Raw genomic sequence first — 14,655 nt, 5'->3', positions numbered from 1 at the left:
AAGGCGCGAAATTCATCGCGCCTTTCTCACGGTGCTTATTCTATCGTGAAATACCGCTAATAGCCAAGGACTGTTCGGTACGCGTCGTTGGCCCGATCGGCCGCCGCCTGCAGACCGGCCGCGTCCGGACCGGCGCCCAGGATCTCCCGCGAGCTCGACGGTACGACGTTCCGCGCCGCAGCCTCACCGAAGACGGCCTTCAGCGCCTCGGCGGTCCCGCCCTGCGCACCAAGTCCCGGGGCCAGCAGCGGACCGCGGATGTCCAGATCCTCATCAGTCGGCGAGATCGTCGCGCCGACGACCGCGCCGAACGACCCGAAGGCAGCACCGTCCGCGTCGTTGAGCGCACGCAGTCCGTCCAGAACCGCACCCGCGACCGTCGGACCGTCAGTGGTCCGCGCGGACTGGAATTGCGGCCCCTCCGGGTTCGACGTCAGCGCCAGCACAAACAATCCCGCACCGGCGGCCCGGGCCTCGTCGATCGCCGGCTGCAGCGAACCGAAGCCGAGATACGGGCTGACCGTCAGCGCATCGCACGCCAGCGGCCCCTTCTCGGCCAGGTACGCCGCCGCGTAGCCGGCCATCGTCGTACCGATGTCGCCGCGCTTCGCGTCGATGATCACCAGCGCACCGGCCTCGCGCAGCCGGATCGTGGCCTGCTCCAGTACGGCGACGCCCGCCGACCCGAACCGCTCGAAGAACGCGGACTGCGGCTTGAAGACCCCGACCCGCTCGGCCAGCGCGTCGACCACGCCGTACGTGAACGATGCGAGGCCCTCGGCGGTGTCCGGCAGGCCCCACTGGTCGAGCAGATGCTGGTGCGGGTCGATGCCGACACACAACGGACCGCGCGCATCCATCACGGCGCGGAGCCGCGTACCGAAGGGTTCGTTGCTCATGACAGCCTCCTGTTGATACGTCGGATCAGGCCGGGGCCGCGGTAGATCAGGCCCGAGTAGACCTGGACCAGGCTGGCACCGGCATCGAGCAGCCGCTGAGCGTCGTCCGGATCGAGGATCCCGCCGACCCCGATGATCGGCAGCGCTCCTTGCGTCTCCGCGTGAATGTGCGCGACCGTCTTGGCCGCGAGCTCGGTCAGCGGCCGACCGGACAACCCACCGGCCTCGGACGCGAGCGGATGGTTCTCCACCCCCGGCCGCCCGATGGTCGTGTTGGTCGCGATGATCCCGGCGACGCCGACGTCGGTGCAGACCTGCAACAACTCGTCGATCGCCGACGGGGTGAGATCGGGCGCGATCTTCACCAGAATTGGTTTCACAGCACCCAAAGATGCAGCTTCCGCATGTAATGCGCTCAGCAGTTCCCGGAGTTGGCCGGCGTCCTGCAACGACCGCAGTCCCGGCGTGTTCGGCGACGACACGTTGACCGCGAAGTAGTCGCCGTACTGGTAGAGCCGGCGCAGCGACATCACGTAGTCGTCGACGGCCTTGTCGAGCGGGGTCACCTTCGACTTGCCGATCGAGACGCCGAGCGGATACCCGAGCGGCCCGTACCCCTCCAGCCGCTCGGCCAGCGCCGCCGAACCGAGGTTGTTGAACCCCATCCGGTTGATCACGGCCTCGTCCTCGACCAGCCGGAACAGCCGCGGCTTCTCGTTGCCCGGCTGCGGCACAGCAGTCACTGTGCCGACCTCGACGAACCCGAAGCCGAGCGCCCGCCAAGCAGGCAGCGCGACACCGTTCTTGTCCATCCCGGCCGCCAGCCCGACCGGCCCCGGGAACCGAATCCCGAAGACCGTCCGCGCCGCACCCGCCGGGATCGCTCCGAAGGATCGCGAGAGAGCGCTCACCGCGCCGGGAACGCGCCCGAGCCGACGCAGGCCGTGCAGCGTCTGCTCGTGCGCGATCTCCGCGTCACCCTTGCCCAGCCGGTACAGCACCGGCCGGACCAGTGATCTATACACCGAGGATCCTCGGCACCCAGTCCTGCAGCGACCGGACACCGATGCCACCACTCTGCTGCGCCTCGATCCCCTGTACGGCGGCCGCCAGCCCCTGCACCGTGGTGATGCACGGGATGTTGCGCGCCACCGCCGCGGATCGGATCTCGTAGCCGTCGAGTCGCGGCGAACCGCCCTGGGTGATGCCGATCGGCGTGTTGACGATCAGGTTCAGCTCACCATCCTGGACCATCTGCACGATCGTCGGCTCGCCATTCGGGCCGGGGCCCTGGCTGCTCTTGCGAACCGTCACCGCGTCGACACCGTTGCGCCGCAGCACGTCCGCAGTCCCTTCGGTGGCGTAGATCTGGAAGCCCAGATCGGCCAGCCGCTTGACCGGGAAGATCATGTGCCGCTTGTCCCGGTTCGCGACCGACACGAACACCTTGCCGGACCCCGGCAGCGGCTGCGACGCCCCGGCCTGCGACTTCGCGAAGGCGATCCCGAAGGTGTCGTCGAAGCCCATCACCTCACCGGTCGAGCGCATCTCCGGCCCGAGCACCGTGTCGACCGACCGGCCGTCGATGGTCCGGAACCGGTTGAACGGCATCACGGCTTCCTTCACCGCGATCGGCGCGTTCGGCGGCAGCGTGCCGCCGTCGCCGGTAGCAGGCAGCATCCCTTCGGCGCGTAACTCGGCGATCGTTGCCCCGAGCATCACCCGGGCCGCGGCCTTGGCCAGCGGCGTCGCCGTGGCCTTCGACACGAACGGCACCGTCCGCGACGCCCGCGGGTTCGCCTCGAGCACGTAGAGCACGTCCCCAGCCAACGCGTACTGCACGTTCAGCAGGCCCTGGACGCCGACGCCGCGGGCGATCGCCTCGGTCGACTTCCGGATCTTCTCGATGTCGGCGTTCCCGAGCGTGATCGGCGGCAGGGCGCAGGACGAGTCACCGGAGTGCACCCCGGCCTCCTCGATGTGCTCCATCACGCCGCCCAGGAACAGCTCGGTACCGTCGAAGAGCCCGTCGACGTCGATCTCGACCGCGTCATCCAGGAAGCGGTCGATCAGCACCGGGTGCTCGAAGCTGTCGCCGCCACCCAACCGCTCCAGCGCGGCCGAAAGCTCGTCAGCGCTGTAGACGATCTCCATGCCGCGCCCGCCAAGCACGTACGACGGCCGGACGAGCACCGGGAACCCGATCTCCTCGGCGACGACATGCGCCTCCGCGGGAGAGAGCGCGGTCCCATGCTTCGGCGCCGGCAGTCCGGCGGCCTCGAGCACCTTGCCGAACGCGCCGCGCTCCTCAGCGAGGTGGATCGCGGCGGGCGACGTACCGACAATCGGTACGCCGGCATCCGCGAGCCGCTGTGCCAGGCCCAGCGGGGTCTGGCCGCCGAGCTGCACGATCACTCCGGCGACCGGGCCGGCCTGCATCTCGGCGTACACGATCTCGAGGACGTCCTCGCAGGTGAGCGGCTCGAAGTACAGCCGGTCGGAGGTGTCGTAGTCGGTCGAGACCGTCTCCGGGTTGCAGTTGACCATGATCGTGCAGTAGCCCGCGTCGCGCAGTGCCATCGACGCGTGCACACACGAGTAGTCGAACTCGATGCCCTGCCCGATCCGGTTCGGACCCGAGCCGAGGATCAGTACCGCCGGGGTCTCCCGCGGCGCCACTTCGCTCTCCTCGTCGTACGACGAGTAGTGGTACGGCGTCGTGGCCGCGAACTCGGCCGCACACGTGTCCACCGTCTTGTAGACCGGCCGGATCCCGAGCGCCTGCCGCACACCGCGGACGACGTCCTCGGTCAGGTCGCGGATCTCGGCCAGCTGCAGGTCAGAGAACCCGTGCCGCTTGGCGAGCTTGATGATGTCTGGCGTCAGCCGCGGCGCGGCGGCAACCTGGAGGGCGGTCTCGTGGATCAGGTACATCTGGTCCACGAACCACGGGTCGATCCGGGTGTTCTCGAAGATCTGCTCCGGCGTCGCACCGGCCCGGATCGCGTCCATGATGATCCGCAGCCGGCCGTCCTGCGGCGTCTTGATGGCATCGAGGAGCGGCTGGAGATCGGTTGCAGGCTCGCCGGCCCAGCTGAATCGGGCCTCCGGCTTCTCCAGCGACCGCAGCGCCTTCTGCAGCGCCTCGGTGTAGTTACGGCCGATCGCCATCGCCTCGCCGACGCTCTTCATGTGCGTGGTCAGTGTGGCGTCCGCGGCCGGGAACTTCTCGAACGCGAACCGCGGCACCTTCACCACGACGTAGTCGAGCACCGGCTCGAAGCTGGCCGGCGTCTGCTGGGTGATGTCGTTCGGGATCTCGTCGAGGGTGTAGCCGATGGCGACCTTCGCGGCGATCTTCGCGATCGGGAAGCCGGTCGCCTTCGACGCCAGCGCCGACGAACGCGACACCCGCGGGTTCATCTCGATCACGATCAGCCGGCCGTCGGCCGGGTTCACCGCGAACTGGATGTTGCAGCCACCGGTGTCGACGCCGACCTCGCGGATGATGCCGATCGAGAGGTCGCGCATGATCTGGTACTCGCGATCCGTCAGCGTCATCGCCGGGGCGACCGTGACCGAGTCGCCGGTGTGCACGCCCATCGGGTCGACGTTCTCGATCGAGCAGATGATCACGACGTTGTCGGCCTTGTCGCGCATCACCTCCAGCTCGTACTCCTTCCACCCGAGGATCGATTCCTCGATCAGCACCTCGGTGGTCGGCGAGGCGTGCAGACCGGCCCCGGCGATCCGGGTCAGGTCGGCCTCGTCGTACGCCATGCCGGAGCCGACGCCGCCCATCGTGAACGACGGCCGGACCACCAGCGGGTAGCCGAGCTGCTCGGCCGCGCCGAGCACGTCGTCGATCGTGTGGCAGATGACCGAGCGGGCGGTCTCCGCGCCGAGCTTCTCGACGATCTGCTTGAACGACTCCCGGTTCTCACCGCGCTGGATCGCGTCGACCGAGGCGCCGATGAGCTCCACGCCGTACTTCTCCAGGACGCCGCTGTCGTGCAGCGCGATCGCCGCGTTCAGCGCGGTCTGGCCGCCGAGCGTGGCCAGCAGCGCGTTCGGGCGCTCCTTCTCGATCACCTTCTCGACGTACTCGGGCGTGATCGGCTCGACGTAGGTCGCGTCGGCGAACTCGGGGTCCGTCATGATCGTGGCGGGGTTGGAGTTGACCAGGATGACCCGGAACCCCTCCTCGCGCAGCACCCGGCAGGCCTGGGTGCCGGAGTAGTCGAACTCGCAGGCCTGCCCGATCACGATCGGGCCGGAGCCGATGACGAGGACTGACTCGATATCTGTACGACGTGGCATCAGGCCCGCCCCTCCATCAACTCGACGAAGCGATCGAACAGGTAGGCCGAATCGTGAGGCCCTGCTGCCGCTTCGGGGTGGTACTGCACAGAGAACGCCAGGAGCTTCCCGTCCTGACCAGTCAGCTTCAGGCCCTCGACCACGTTGTCGTTGAGCGAGACGTGCGACACCTCAGCGGTCCCGTACGGTGTCTCCACCACCGAGTCGATCGGCGCGTCGACCGCGAACCCGTGGTTCTGCGCGGTGATCTCGACCTTGCCGGTCGCCCGGTCGAGCACCGGCTGGTTGATCCCGCGGTGCCCGTACTTGAGCTTGAAGGTGCCCAGTCCGAGTGCCCGGCCGAAGACCTGGTTGCCGAAGCAGATCCCGAAGTACGGCTTGCCGCGCTGCAGCAGTTCTTTCAGCAGCGTGGTCGGGTGTTCGGTGGTCTCCGGGTCGCCCGGACCGTTGCTCATGAAGATGCCGTCCGGGTTGACCGCCAGCACCTCGTCGAGCGACGCGGTGGCCGGCATCACGTGCACCTCGATACCGCGTTCGGCCATCCGCTTCGGCGTCATCGCCTTGATGCCGAGGTCGAGGGCCACCACGGTGAACCGCTTCTCCCCCTCGGCCGGTACGACGTACGTATCGGCGGTGGTGACCTGGGCGGCGAGGTCGGAGCCGGCCATCGCCGGCTGCTCGAGCACCTTGGTCAGCAGCTGCGCGGGGTCGAGGACCTCGGTGGAGATCCCGGCCCGCATCGCGCCGCGTTCGCGCAGGTGCCGGGTCAGGGCGCGGGTGTCGATCCCGGAGATCCCGACGATGCCCTGCGACTTCAGCTGGTCGTCGAGCGAGCGCGTGGCGCGCCAGTTGGACGGGACGCGGGCGGGGTCGCGGACGACGTACCCGGCGACCCAGATCTTGTTCGACTCGTCGTCCTCGTCGTTCACGCCGGTGTTGCCGATGTGCGGCGCGGTCTGGGTGACGATCTGGCGGTGGTAGGAGGGGTCGGTCAGCGTCTCCTGGTAGCCGGTCATGCCGGTGGTGAACACCGCCTCGCCGAAGGTCTCGCCGGTGGCTCCGTACGACGTACCGGCGAACGACCGGCCGTCCTCCAGGACCAGCAGCGCCGGTGTGTGGGCAGGCTGGCTCATGATTGCGCGGCTCCGATCAGAGTTGCGATGGATGCGGTCAGGGGTTCGGTGTCGGCCTTGCGCCGGGGCCGGAAGCCGGTGTCCAGCTCCCGCCCGTCGTGGCTCCAGGTGACCACCACCAGGCCGGACTTCTCCGCCGTCACCTTGCCGGCGATCCCGCGGTCGGTCCGGACGGCGGTCAGGTGGCCGGCGGGGATGAAGACATCCGCCGCACCCTGCCGATGGAAGATGAGGCCGTCCTCGATGACGGCCAGGTCCGCGGTACTGCGGACGCCCAGTTCGTGCACGGCGATCCGGTCCATCCAGTCGCCGGCACTCGTCGTCGCGACGTACACGCCCTCGACGCCGCGGGTGGTGTCGGCCGGCACCTCGGGCAGCGGTGCCAGCGCGGACTGCCGGGCCTGGCGGTTCCGCCAGCCCCGGTACATGCCGAAGTACGCGGCGGCGATCACCAAGATCGTGCCGGCGATACCCAGAACTGTCTTCACTTGGCTTGTCCGTTCAGCACGGTCGGCTCGCCGCGGAGGAACGTCGCGACCACCTTGCCCGGCAGCGTCATTCCGTCGAACGGCGTGTTCCGCGACAGCGACGCCGACTCGGCCGAACGGATCTCGCGCTGCGCCGCCGGATCCACCAGTACGACGTTCGCCGGGGCGCCGGCGACCAGCGGCTGACCGTGGTCACTGATCTGGCCGATCGCGGCCGGCCGGTAGCTCATCCGGTCGGCGACCTCGGCCCAGGTCAGCAGCTTGGTGTCGACCATCGCGTGCTGAACCACCGAGAGAGCGGTCTCCAGACCGAGCATGCCGAACGCCGCCGCGCTCCACTCGCAGTCCTTGTCCTCGACCGGGTGCGGCGCGTGGTCGGTGGCGACGATGTCGATGGTGCCGTCGGCCAGGCCCTCGCGGACCGCCTCGACGTCCTCCTTGGTGCGCAGCGGCGGGTTCACCTTGAAGACCGGGTTGTACGTGCTGGCCAGGTCCTCGGTGAGGAGCAGGTGGTGCGGGGTGACCTCGGCGGTCACCTCGAGCCCGCGCCGCTTGGCGGCCCGGACGATGTCGACCGAGCCCTTGGTGGAGAGGTGGCAGATGTGCAGCTTGGAGCCGACATGGTGGTTCAGCAGGATGTCGCGGGCGATGATCGCCTCTTCGGCGACACTCGGCCAGCCGGTCAGTCCGAGAACGCCGGAGAGTGCTCCCTCGTTCATCTGGGCGCCCTTGGTCAGGCGCGGCTCCTGCGCGTGCTGGGCGATCGTGCCGCCGAAGGCCTTCACGTACTCCAGCGCGCGACGCATCAGCGCGGCGTCCCAGACGCAGTCGCCGTCGTCGGAGAAGACCCGGACCCGGGCCGCCGAATCCGCCATCGCGCCGAGCTCGGCGAGCTGCGTGCCCTGGCGGCCGACCGTGACCGCGCCGATCGGGAAGACGTCGGCGTACCCGGCTTCGCGGCCCAGCCGCCAGACCTGCTCGACGACGCCCGCGGTGTCGGCGACCGGATCGGTGTTGGCCATCGCGAAGACTGCGGTGAACCCGCCCAGCGCCGCCGCGCGGGTTCCGGTGAGCACGGTCTCCGCGTCCTCACGGCCCGGCTCGCGCAGGTGGGTGTGAAGATCCACAAGCCCCGGCAGAGCGATCAGACCGGTTGCATCAATTGTTTCGGCACCTTCCGGTACCTCGAGGTTGGTGCCGACTGCAACGATCTCGCCGTTGTCGATCAGCAGGTCCGCGACGTCACCGCCCAGGATCTTGGCACCGGTGATGAGATACGCGGTCATGCGGTGGGCTCCTCAGAAGTCGTTTCGTTGCTACCTGACAACAGCAGATAAAGGACGGCCATCCGGACGGCCACGCCGTTGGTGACCTGTTCGACGATCACTGAGCGGGTGGAGTCGGCCACCTCGGCGCTGATCTCCATGCCGCGGTTCATCGGGCCGGGGTGCAGCACGATCGCCTCGTCGGGCAACTGCGCCATCCGGTGCACATCCAGGCCGTAGCGCCGGGTGTACTCGCGGGCGCTCGGGAAGTACGCGTCGCCCATCCGCTCGCGCTGGACGCGCAGCATCATCACCGCGTCACTCTTGGCCAGCGCCGAGTCGAAGTCGTACGACGTCGTACAGGGCCAGAGCGACATGTCGACTGGCAGCAGGGTCGGCGGGGCAACTACGGTCACCTCGGCGCCGAGCGTTGCCAGCAGCAACACGTTGGAGCGCGCGACCCGGGAGTGCAGGACGTCGCCGACGATCGTGATCCGGCGGCCGTCCAGCGAGCCGAGGTGGCGGCGCATCGTGAAGGCGTCGAGCAGCGCCTGGGTCGGGTGCTCGTGGGTGCCGTCGCCGGCGTTCACGACCGCGCCGGTCATCCAGCCGGAGGTGGCGAGCAGGTGCGGTGCCCCGGAGGAGCCATGCCGGCAGACGACGCCGTCGGCGCCCATCGCCTGCAGAGTCAGCGCGGTGTCCTTCAGGCTCTCACCCTTGCTCACGCTCGAGCCCTTGGCGGAGAAGTTGATCACATCGGCCGACAGCCGCTTGGCCGCCGCCTCGAACGAGATCCGGGTCCGGGTGGAGTCCTCGAAGAAGAGGTTCACCACGGTCCGGCCGCGCAGGGCCGGCAGCTTCTTGATCGGCCGGTCGGCCAGCGACCGCATCTCCTCGGCGGTGTCGAGGATGAGGTTCGCCTCGTCCTGGCTCAGGTCGCCGGCACTCAGTAGGTGGCGCATCAGACCGCCGCTCCCGTCTTGTCCGCGATCAGTACGGCGTCAGCGCCGTCGTACTCGGTGAGGTGCACGGTGACCCGCTCGACCAGCGAGGTGGGCAGGTTCTTGCCGACGTAGTCGGCGCGGATCGGCAGCTCGCGGTGGCCGCGGTCGACCAGGACGGCCAGCTGGACCGCCTTCGGCCGGCCGATGTCGCCGATCGCGTCGAGCGCCGCGCGGATGGTGCGGCCGGAGAACAGCACGTCGTCCACCAGGACCACGACCTTGCCGTCGATTCCACCGGGTGGAATGTCGGTGTGCTCCAGCGCGCGGGCCGGTTTGAGGCCGATGTCGTCGCGGTACATCGTCACATCGAGTGACCCTGTGGGCACACTCTGACCTTCGACCGCCGCGATCCGCTCGGAGATGCGGGCGGCCAGGCCCACCCCGCGGGTGGGAATGCCGAGGAGTACGACGGGGTCGGCACCCCGGTTGCGCTCGAGGATCTCGTGCGCGATCCGGGTCAGTGCCCGGGAAATGTCGGAAGCATCCAGCACTGTGCGCGGTACGGGTACCGGGGCAGGGCTCATCGCTACCGTTCCTCCTTTCCTGCCTCTCGGGACAGGTCTTTAAAGGACGTTCGGACCGCTTGACATGGTATCGGATGTGACACGCCGTCTTGACTCTGGCCTCTGGCCCGGAATATTGTTACTCTGTGTAATCGAGGGGGGTTTCGAGAAACTAGTCGGAGGGAAGTACCAGAGTGCCTAGCGAATACGCGAAGACACTGGGCGGCAAGCTACGCGCCATCCGCCAGCAGCAAGGTCTGTCGCTGCACGGCGTCGAAGAGAAGTCCAAGGGCCGCTGGAAGGCCGTCGTCGTCGGCTCGTACGAGCGTGGCGACCGTGCGGTCACCGTCCAGAAGCTCGCCGAGCTCGCCGATTTCTACGGCGTTCCGGTCGGCGAACTGCTCCCGGGTTCGGCCAAGGCCGCAGCGGCTGCCGCTGCTCCGCCCCGGCTGATCCTCGACCTGGAAGCCTTGCATCACCTGGACGCCGGCGAGGCGGGTCCGCTGACCCGTTACGCAGCCACCATCCAGGCGCAGCGGGGCGACTACAACGGCAAGGTGCTGTCGATCCGTCAGGACGACATGCGCACCCTGGCGGTCATCTACGACGAGTCGCCGACGACTCTGACCGAGCGCTTCATCTCCTGGGGAGTTCTGAACCCCGAGGCGAAGGGTGACGTCGAGGAAACCACCGAGGCTGCCGGCGCCTGAGCGGCGTAGTCGGTCGGGGCTCGTAGCAGCTTGCCCGCGGCCGCCCTCGCTCGCTCGACCGCAGTACCAGCACCACCGCGGTACCTGATCGGCAGGACACCACCTCACCTGCCGGCCGAGGCCGGGGCCGTTCCCCCCGAGCCATCAAGACAACGGGTAGCAAGCGCCGGCCCGGGACCGTACCGAGACGGTCACCGGGCCACTGAGGAGAAACAGAGGGCTCGCCCCCCTCGCACCCTGCAGCGTCAGATGCCGAGTGTCGGCTTGAGCTGCAGCAGCCGGGCCAGCAGCCCGTTCACGAACGCCGGGGACTCGTCGGTCGACAGGTCCCGCGCCAACGCCACCGCCTCGCTCACCGCGACCACGTCCGGCACCTGGTCGTCGTACAGGAGCTCGTAGGCGCCGATCCGCAGCACGTTGCGGTCCACGGCCGGCATCCGGTCCAGCGTCCAGCCCACCGAGTGGGCCGACAGCAGGTCGTCGATCGCGGCGATGTTCTTGGCGACGCCCTCGACCAGGGCGACGGTGAACTCGTTCACCGGCGGGTCGTTGTCCTCGAGCCGGTCGGCCAGGGTGCCGCCGACCGGCAGGCCCCTGACCTCGGACTCGAACAGGACGTCCAGTGCCCGTTTACGGGCCTTGCTCCGGGCAGACATCGCCGCGGGTCAGGACGTGACGCGGCCGAGGTAGTCGCCCGTCCGGGTGTCCACCTTGACCTTCTCGCCGGTGGTCAGGAACAGCGGGACCTGAATCGTGTACCCGGTCTCGAGCTTGGCCGGCTTGGTGCCACCGGTCGAGCGGTCGCCCTGCAGGCCGGGCTCGGTGTACTCCACCAGGAGCTCGACGGAGGCCGGCAGCTCGACGTACAGCGGGAGGTCCTCGTGGACCGCCACGATGGCGTCCTGGTTCTCCAGCAGGAAGTGTGAGGCGTCGCCGACGACCTCGGGAGCGATGCTCACCTGCTCGTAGGTCGAGCTGTCCATGAAGACGTAGGAGCCGCCGTCGTTGTACAGGTAGGTCATGTCGCGCTTGTCGACGTTGGCCACCTCGACCTTGACGTCGGCGTTGAAGGTCTTGTCGACGACCTTGCCGCTGAGCACGTTCTTGAGCTTGGTGCGCATGACCGCACCGCCCTTGCCGGGCTTGTGGTGCTGGAACCAGACGACAGACCACAGCTGCCCATCCAGGTTGAGCACCATGCCGTTCTTGAGGTCGTTCGTCGAAGCCACGCGGGTATACCCTTCAATTTCGATCAGCGGTAACACCGGATTGTAGCGGTCAGGGACCGTTTCCTCCGACTCGCCGCCACTCGCAAGGAGGCCGGGCGTGGAGTTCGCGATCTTTGTCGTGATCATGGTGGTCGTCGCGATCGTGAGCGCCGCCACGAAACAGCGTGGCACGAACGGCGCTCCGAGCCCGCGCGTGCAGAAGCTGATCGAGCGGATCCAGGCGCAGCAGGGCGGCAATCAGCCGATCCAGTTCCAGGGGCAGTTCACGCAGCCGGGACCTCAGCAGGGCCAGGTCTCCGGTAGTCAGCAGGCCGGGGCCGCGCTGCAGGCGCTGATGCAGGCTGGTCGTCAGCATGCGCACCCTGGTGAGTGGGCCAACCCGGGCCAGCCGGCGCAGCCGCAGTTCGCGCCGCCCCAGCAGTACCAGCCGACGTACCAGCCGACGTACCAGCAGCGTGGGCCGCAGCCGAAGCCGAATCTCGATGCGCGCGTGCGCGAGCAGATGAAGGCCGGCAACGAGGTGGGCGCGGTCCGGCTGCTGTCGGACGAGCTGGATCTGGGACTGCTCGAAGCCCAGGCCTATGCACGCAACCTGGTCGCACCGGCCGCTGCCAAGCCCACCGAGACGGCGAGTAAGCCCGTCGAGGAAGAGACGCGGTACGTCGGCTCGGCCGCTTTCTCCGAGTCGCTCTTCGCCCTGGACGAGGAGCAGAACACCTGGGCCAGCGGCTGGGTGGACACCCCGGAGCCCGGCGACCGCTCCGACATCGACGAGCTCTGGCAGACGGTCAGGAACCCACCGCGTCCAACCGGCGCACAGTAAAGACGTGATGCCGCCGGATCAGATGGAAGCCCGGCGGCAACTCCGCACCGATCCGATGCGCCTGGATCGACAGCTTGGATCCTTGCCAGGCCTTCAACTCCGGTACGTCGTCGTCCGGGTGCGCACCGGCGCCTTGCATGGTGACGAAACCACACACGACGGCCGACGAGCTCTCCAGGTGTCCGCGCACCTCCTCGAACGCCACCGACCGCGTCTGACGCCCTAACCGCAGCGGTACGACGATGCGCCCGCCGGGCCGCAACTGGTCGACCCAGGCCGGCGGAATGTCCCAAGCGGACGCCGTCACCAGGATGCGGTCGTACGGCGCCCCCTCGGGCACGCCGAACTCGCCATCCGCCTGCACGACGCGGACATCGTCGTACCCGGCTCTGGTGAGGCCTTGGCGAGCTCTGGCGACCACATCCGGATCGATGTCGGCGGTGGTCACGACTCCCGTCGTACCGGTGAGCTCCCGGAGCAGTGCGGCGTTGTAGCCGCCGGAGCCGATCTCCAGCACGTGATCACCCGGCCGGATCGCCGCCTGCTCGAGCATGACCGCGATGATGCTCGGCTGTGACACCGAGCTGATCACCATGCCTTCGGCGTCGCGCTTCATCAGTACGACGTCATCGGCGTACGCGACTTTGAGCGGTACACGCGGCACGAACACATGCCGTGGCACCGCCTGGAACGCAGCAGCCACCCGCTCGTCGCGAATCGTCCCCTGGGCAACCAGGTACTGAGTGAGCTTCGCGCGCAAGGAGACAGCCCGGGCTGGGTCGTCGTTGCGCGCGGGCATCATCAGTCCGTTCTGTCGCCGAGCGATTCGAGCAGTGTCCGTAGGGTCTCCGCCAACTGCTCGCGCTCGGCCTTGGACAGTGCGGCGAGCAGGCGCTCCTCTGTCTCCAGGTGTGTTGGCAGCACACCGTCGATCAGCCGGAGTCCCTCAGCGGTCAGCGTCACCTCGACACCGCGTCCGTCGGTCTCACTGGGCTTGCGGCTGACCAGCCCGCGCGCCTCCAGCCGGTCCAGGCGCTGGGTGATCGCACCGGACGTGACCATCGACGACCGCATCAGACCGGCCGGAGTGAGGCGATGCTCGGAGTTGCTGCGCCGCAGTGTCGCGAGCACGTCGAAGGAGGCCGAGTCCAGGTCGTGGCTGGCGTAGTTGCGGCGGAGCTCGGTGTCGGCGAGCTGCGTCAGCCGCTTCAGCCGGCCGAGCACGGCCATCGGCGACGCGTCCAGGTCCGGACGCTGCTCGGCCCACTGCTCGAGGATCAGGTCGACGTGATCGGGCATGTCCCCACGATAGTCCAGATTGCTTAGCGCTGAGACTCTTGAAAGTTGCTTAGCGCTGAGGTACTTTATCTTAGTGCTAAACAATCGACTGGCTCTGCTGCTCACCACCGCGATCACGCCGGCCCTGTGGGGTACGACGTACCTGGTCACGACGGAACTCCTGCCGCCGAACCGCCCCCTGCTCGCCGCGGTCATCCGCGCCCTCCCGGCCGGTCTGCTGCTGATCGCGATCACCCGGACGCTGCCGCGCGGCCACTGGTGGTGGCGCTCGCTGGTCCTGGGCACGCTGAACATCGGCGCCTTCTTCGCCTTGCTGTTCGTCGGCGCCTACCGGCTCCCCGGCGGCGTCGCCGCGACGGTCGGTGCGATCCAGCCGCTCGTGGTGATGATGCTGTCGACCGGCCTGCTCAAGGTTCGACTGTCGACGCGGAAGGTCCTGGCTGCGATCGCTGGGGTGTTCGGCGTCAGTCTGCTGGTACTGCGGGCAGATGCGCGGCTGGACCTGTGGGGCGTGCTCGCTGCGCTCGGCGGTGCGGTCGTGATGGCGTTCGGCGTCGTACTGAGTAAGCGGTGGGCTTCGCCCGCTCCCCTGCTGGCGACAACTGGCTGGCAGCTCGTAGCTGGTGGTCTGGTGCTGCTACCGGTCGCGTACCTGGTCGAAGGTGCGCCGCCGGCTCACCTGACCGCGGCCAACCTCGGCGGGTACGCCTACCTGACCATCGTCGGCTCTGCCCTCGCCTACGCGCTCTGGTTCCGCGGTCTGCGCGCACTGGGCCCGACCGACGTCACCTTCCTCGGACTGCTCAGCCCGGTGGTCGCAACGCTGCTCGGCTGGCTGGTGCTCGACCAGACGCTCTCCACTGCCCAGCTGGTCGGCGGTCTGATCGTTCTGGCCGCTCTGATCACCGCACAGCTGCCCAAGCGTCAGCCTCGCCCGCAGGCCGCTGCTCCTGTCCTCGTCTCCACCGCTGGAAGGTGCTGA

The 14,655-nt window shown here is 68.4% G+C and carries 15 protein-coding genes; 3 read left to right on the top strand and 12 right to left on the bottom strand.

Annotated features, from left to right (window positions below; genetic code table 11):
- Positions 1 to 56: 56 nt before the first annotated feature.
- From pyrF to pyrR, 8 genes are read right to left on the bottom strand one after another with little or no spacing between them, the layout of a single operon-like run.
- On the bottom strand, positions 57 to 899 hold the full coding sequence (gene pyrF / locus ABZS29_RS18615) for an orotidine-5'-phosphate decarboxylase (protein ID WP_355463445.1): 843 nt from the start codon (positions 897 to 899) through the stop codon (positions 57 to 59).
- Positions 896 to 1,924, bottom strand: a complete 1,029-nt coding sequence (locus ABZS29_RS18610; RefSeq protein WP_355463443.1) for a quinone-dependent dihydroorotate dehydrogenase — start codon at positions 1,922 to 1,924, stop codon at positions 896 to 898. The genes pyrF and ABZS29_RS18610 overlap by 4 nt, the downstream gene beginning before the upstream one ends.
- Positions 1,917 to 5,219 (bottom strand): carbamoyl-phosphate synthase large subunit, encoded by a 3,303-nt coding sequence (gene carB, locus ABZS29_RS18605; RefSeq protein ID WP_355463441.1) that lies wholly within the window; start codon positions 5,217 to 5,219, stop codon positions 1,917 to 1,919. The genes ABZS29_RS18610 and carB overlap by 8 nt, the downstream gene beginning before the upstream one ends.
- Positions 5,219 to 6,352, bottom strand: a complete 1,134-nt coding sequence (gene carA, locus ABZS29_RS18600; protein WP_355463439.1) for a glutamine-hydrolyzing carbamoyl-phosphate synthase small subunit — start codon at positions 6,350 to 6,352, stop codon at positions 5,219 to 5,221. Before carA ends, carB begins: the two co-directional genes overlap by 1 nt.
- Complete coding sequence (locus tag ABZS29_RS18595) at positions 6,349 to 6,840, bottom strand: hypothetical protein (RefSeq protein WP_355463437.1); 492 nt, start codon at positions 6,838 to 6,840, stop codon at positions 6,349 to 6,351. Before ABZS29_RS18595 ends, carA begins: the two co-directional genes overlap by 4 nt.
- A complete protein-coding gene (locus ABZS29_RS18590) occupies positions 6,837 to 8,126 on the bottom strand; it encodes a dihydroorotase (RefSeq protein WP_355463435.1) in 1,290 nt (429 codons plus the stop codon). Before ABZS29_RS18590 ends, ABZS29_RS18595 begins: the two co-directional genes overlap by 4 nt.
- Positions 8,123 to 9,067: an aspartate carbamoyltransferase catalytic subunit gene (locus ABZS29_RS18585; RefSeq protein ID WP_355463433.1), complete on the bottom strand. Its 945-nt coding sequence runs from the start codon at positions 9,065 to 9,067 to the stop codon at positions 8,123 to 8,125. The genes ABZS29_RS18590 and ABZS29_RS18585 overlap by 4 nt, the downstream gene beginning before the upstream one ends.
- On the bottom strand, positions 9,067 to 9,633 hold the full coding sequence (pyrR, locus tag ABZS29_RS18580) for a bifunctional pyr operon transcriptional regulator/uracil phosphoribosyltransferase PyrR (protein WP_355463431.1): 567 nt from the start codon (positions 9,631 to 9,633) through the stop codon (positions 9,067 to 9,069). The genes ABZS29_RS18585 and pyrR overlap by 1 nt, the downstream gene beginning before the upstream one ends.
- 173 nt (positions 9,634 to 9,806) lie before the next feature.
- Here pyrR and ABZS29_RS18575 point away from each other — a divergent pair, with 173 nt between their 5' ends.
- Positions 9,807 to 10,322: a transcriptional regulator gene (locus ABZS29_RS18575; protein ID WP_132166624.1), complete on the top strand. Its 516-nt coding sequence runs from the start codon at positions 9,807 to 9,809 to the stop codon at positions 10,320 to 10,322.
- Positions 10,323 to 10,567: 245 nt separating this feature from the next.
- Here the strand turns inward: ABZS29_RS18575 and nusB are convergent, their stop codons facing one another.
- Both nusB and efp read right to left on the bottom strand, forming a co-directional pair.
- Positions 10,568 to 10,978 carry a transcription antitermination factor NusB gene (gene nusB / locus ABZS29_RS18570; protein ID WP_355463429.1) on the bottom strand — a complete coding sequence of 137 codons (411 nt, stop codon included), beginning with the start codon at positions 10,976 to 10,978 and terminating at the stop codon, positions 10,568 to 10,570.
- A gap of 9 nt (positions 10,979 to 10,987) precedes the next feature.
- On the bottom strand, positions 10,988 to 11,551 hold the full coding sequence (gene efp, locus ABZS29_RS18565; protein ID WP_355463427.1) for an elongation factor P: 564 nt from the start codon (positions 11,549 to 11,551) through the stop codon (positions 10,988 to 10,990).
- A 97-nt stretch (positions 11,552 to 11,648) separates the two neighbouring features.
- Between efp and ABZS29_RS18560 the strand changes: the two genes are divergently transcribed.
- A complete protein-coding gene (locus ABZS29_RS18560; RefSeq protein ID WP_355463425.1) occupies positions 11,649 to 12,374 on the top strand; it encodes a hypothetical protein in 726 nt (241 codons plus the stop codon).
- On the opposite strand, the gene fxlM is transcribed toward ABZS29_RS18560, so the two are convergent.
- Both fxlM and ABZS29_RS18550 read right to left on the bottom strand, forming a co-directional pair.
- Complete coding sequence (fxlM, locus tag ABZS29_RS18555) at positions 12,340 to 13,173, bottom strand: methyltransferase, FxLD system (RefSeq protein WP_355463423.1); 834 nt, start codon at positions 13,171 to 13,173, stop codon at positions 12,340 to 12,342. The genes ABZS29_RS18560 and fxlM overlap by 35 nt on opposite strands.
- Positions 13,174 to 13,175: 2 nt before the next feature.
- Positions 13,176 to 13,673: a MarR family transcriptional regulator gene (locus ABZS29_RS18550; protein WP_355463421.1), complete on the bottom strand. Its 498-nt coding sequence runs from the start codon at positions 13,671 to 13,673 to the stop codon at positions 13,176 to 13,178.
- Between the two features lie 73 nt (positions 13,674 to 13,746).
- On the opposite strand from ABZS29_RS18550, the gene ABZS29_RS18545 reads away from it, so the two are divergent.
- Positions 13,747 to 14,655, top strand: coding sequence for an EamA family transporter (locus ABZS29_RS18545; protein WP_355463419.1), 909 nt, complete (start codon positions 13,747 to 13,749; stop codon positions 14,653 to 14,655).

The organism is Kribbella sp. NPDC005582 (assembly GCF_040605415.1).
Lineage (GTDB): Bacteria > Actinomycetota > Actinomycetes > Propionibacteriales > Kribbellaceae > Kribbella.
Note: the sequence above shows the minus strand (reverse complement) of the source record. Positions and strands in the feature narration are given on the sequence as shown.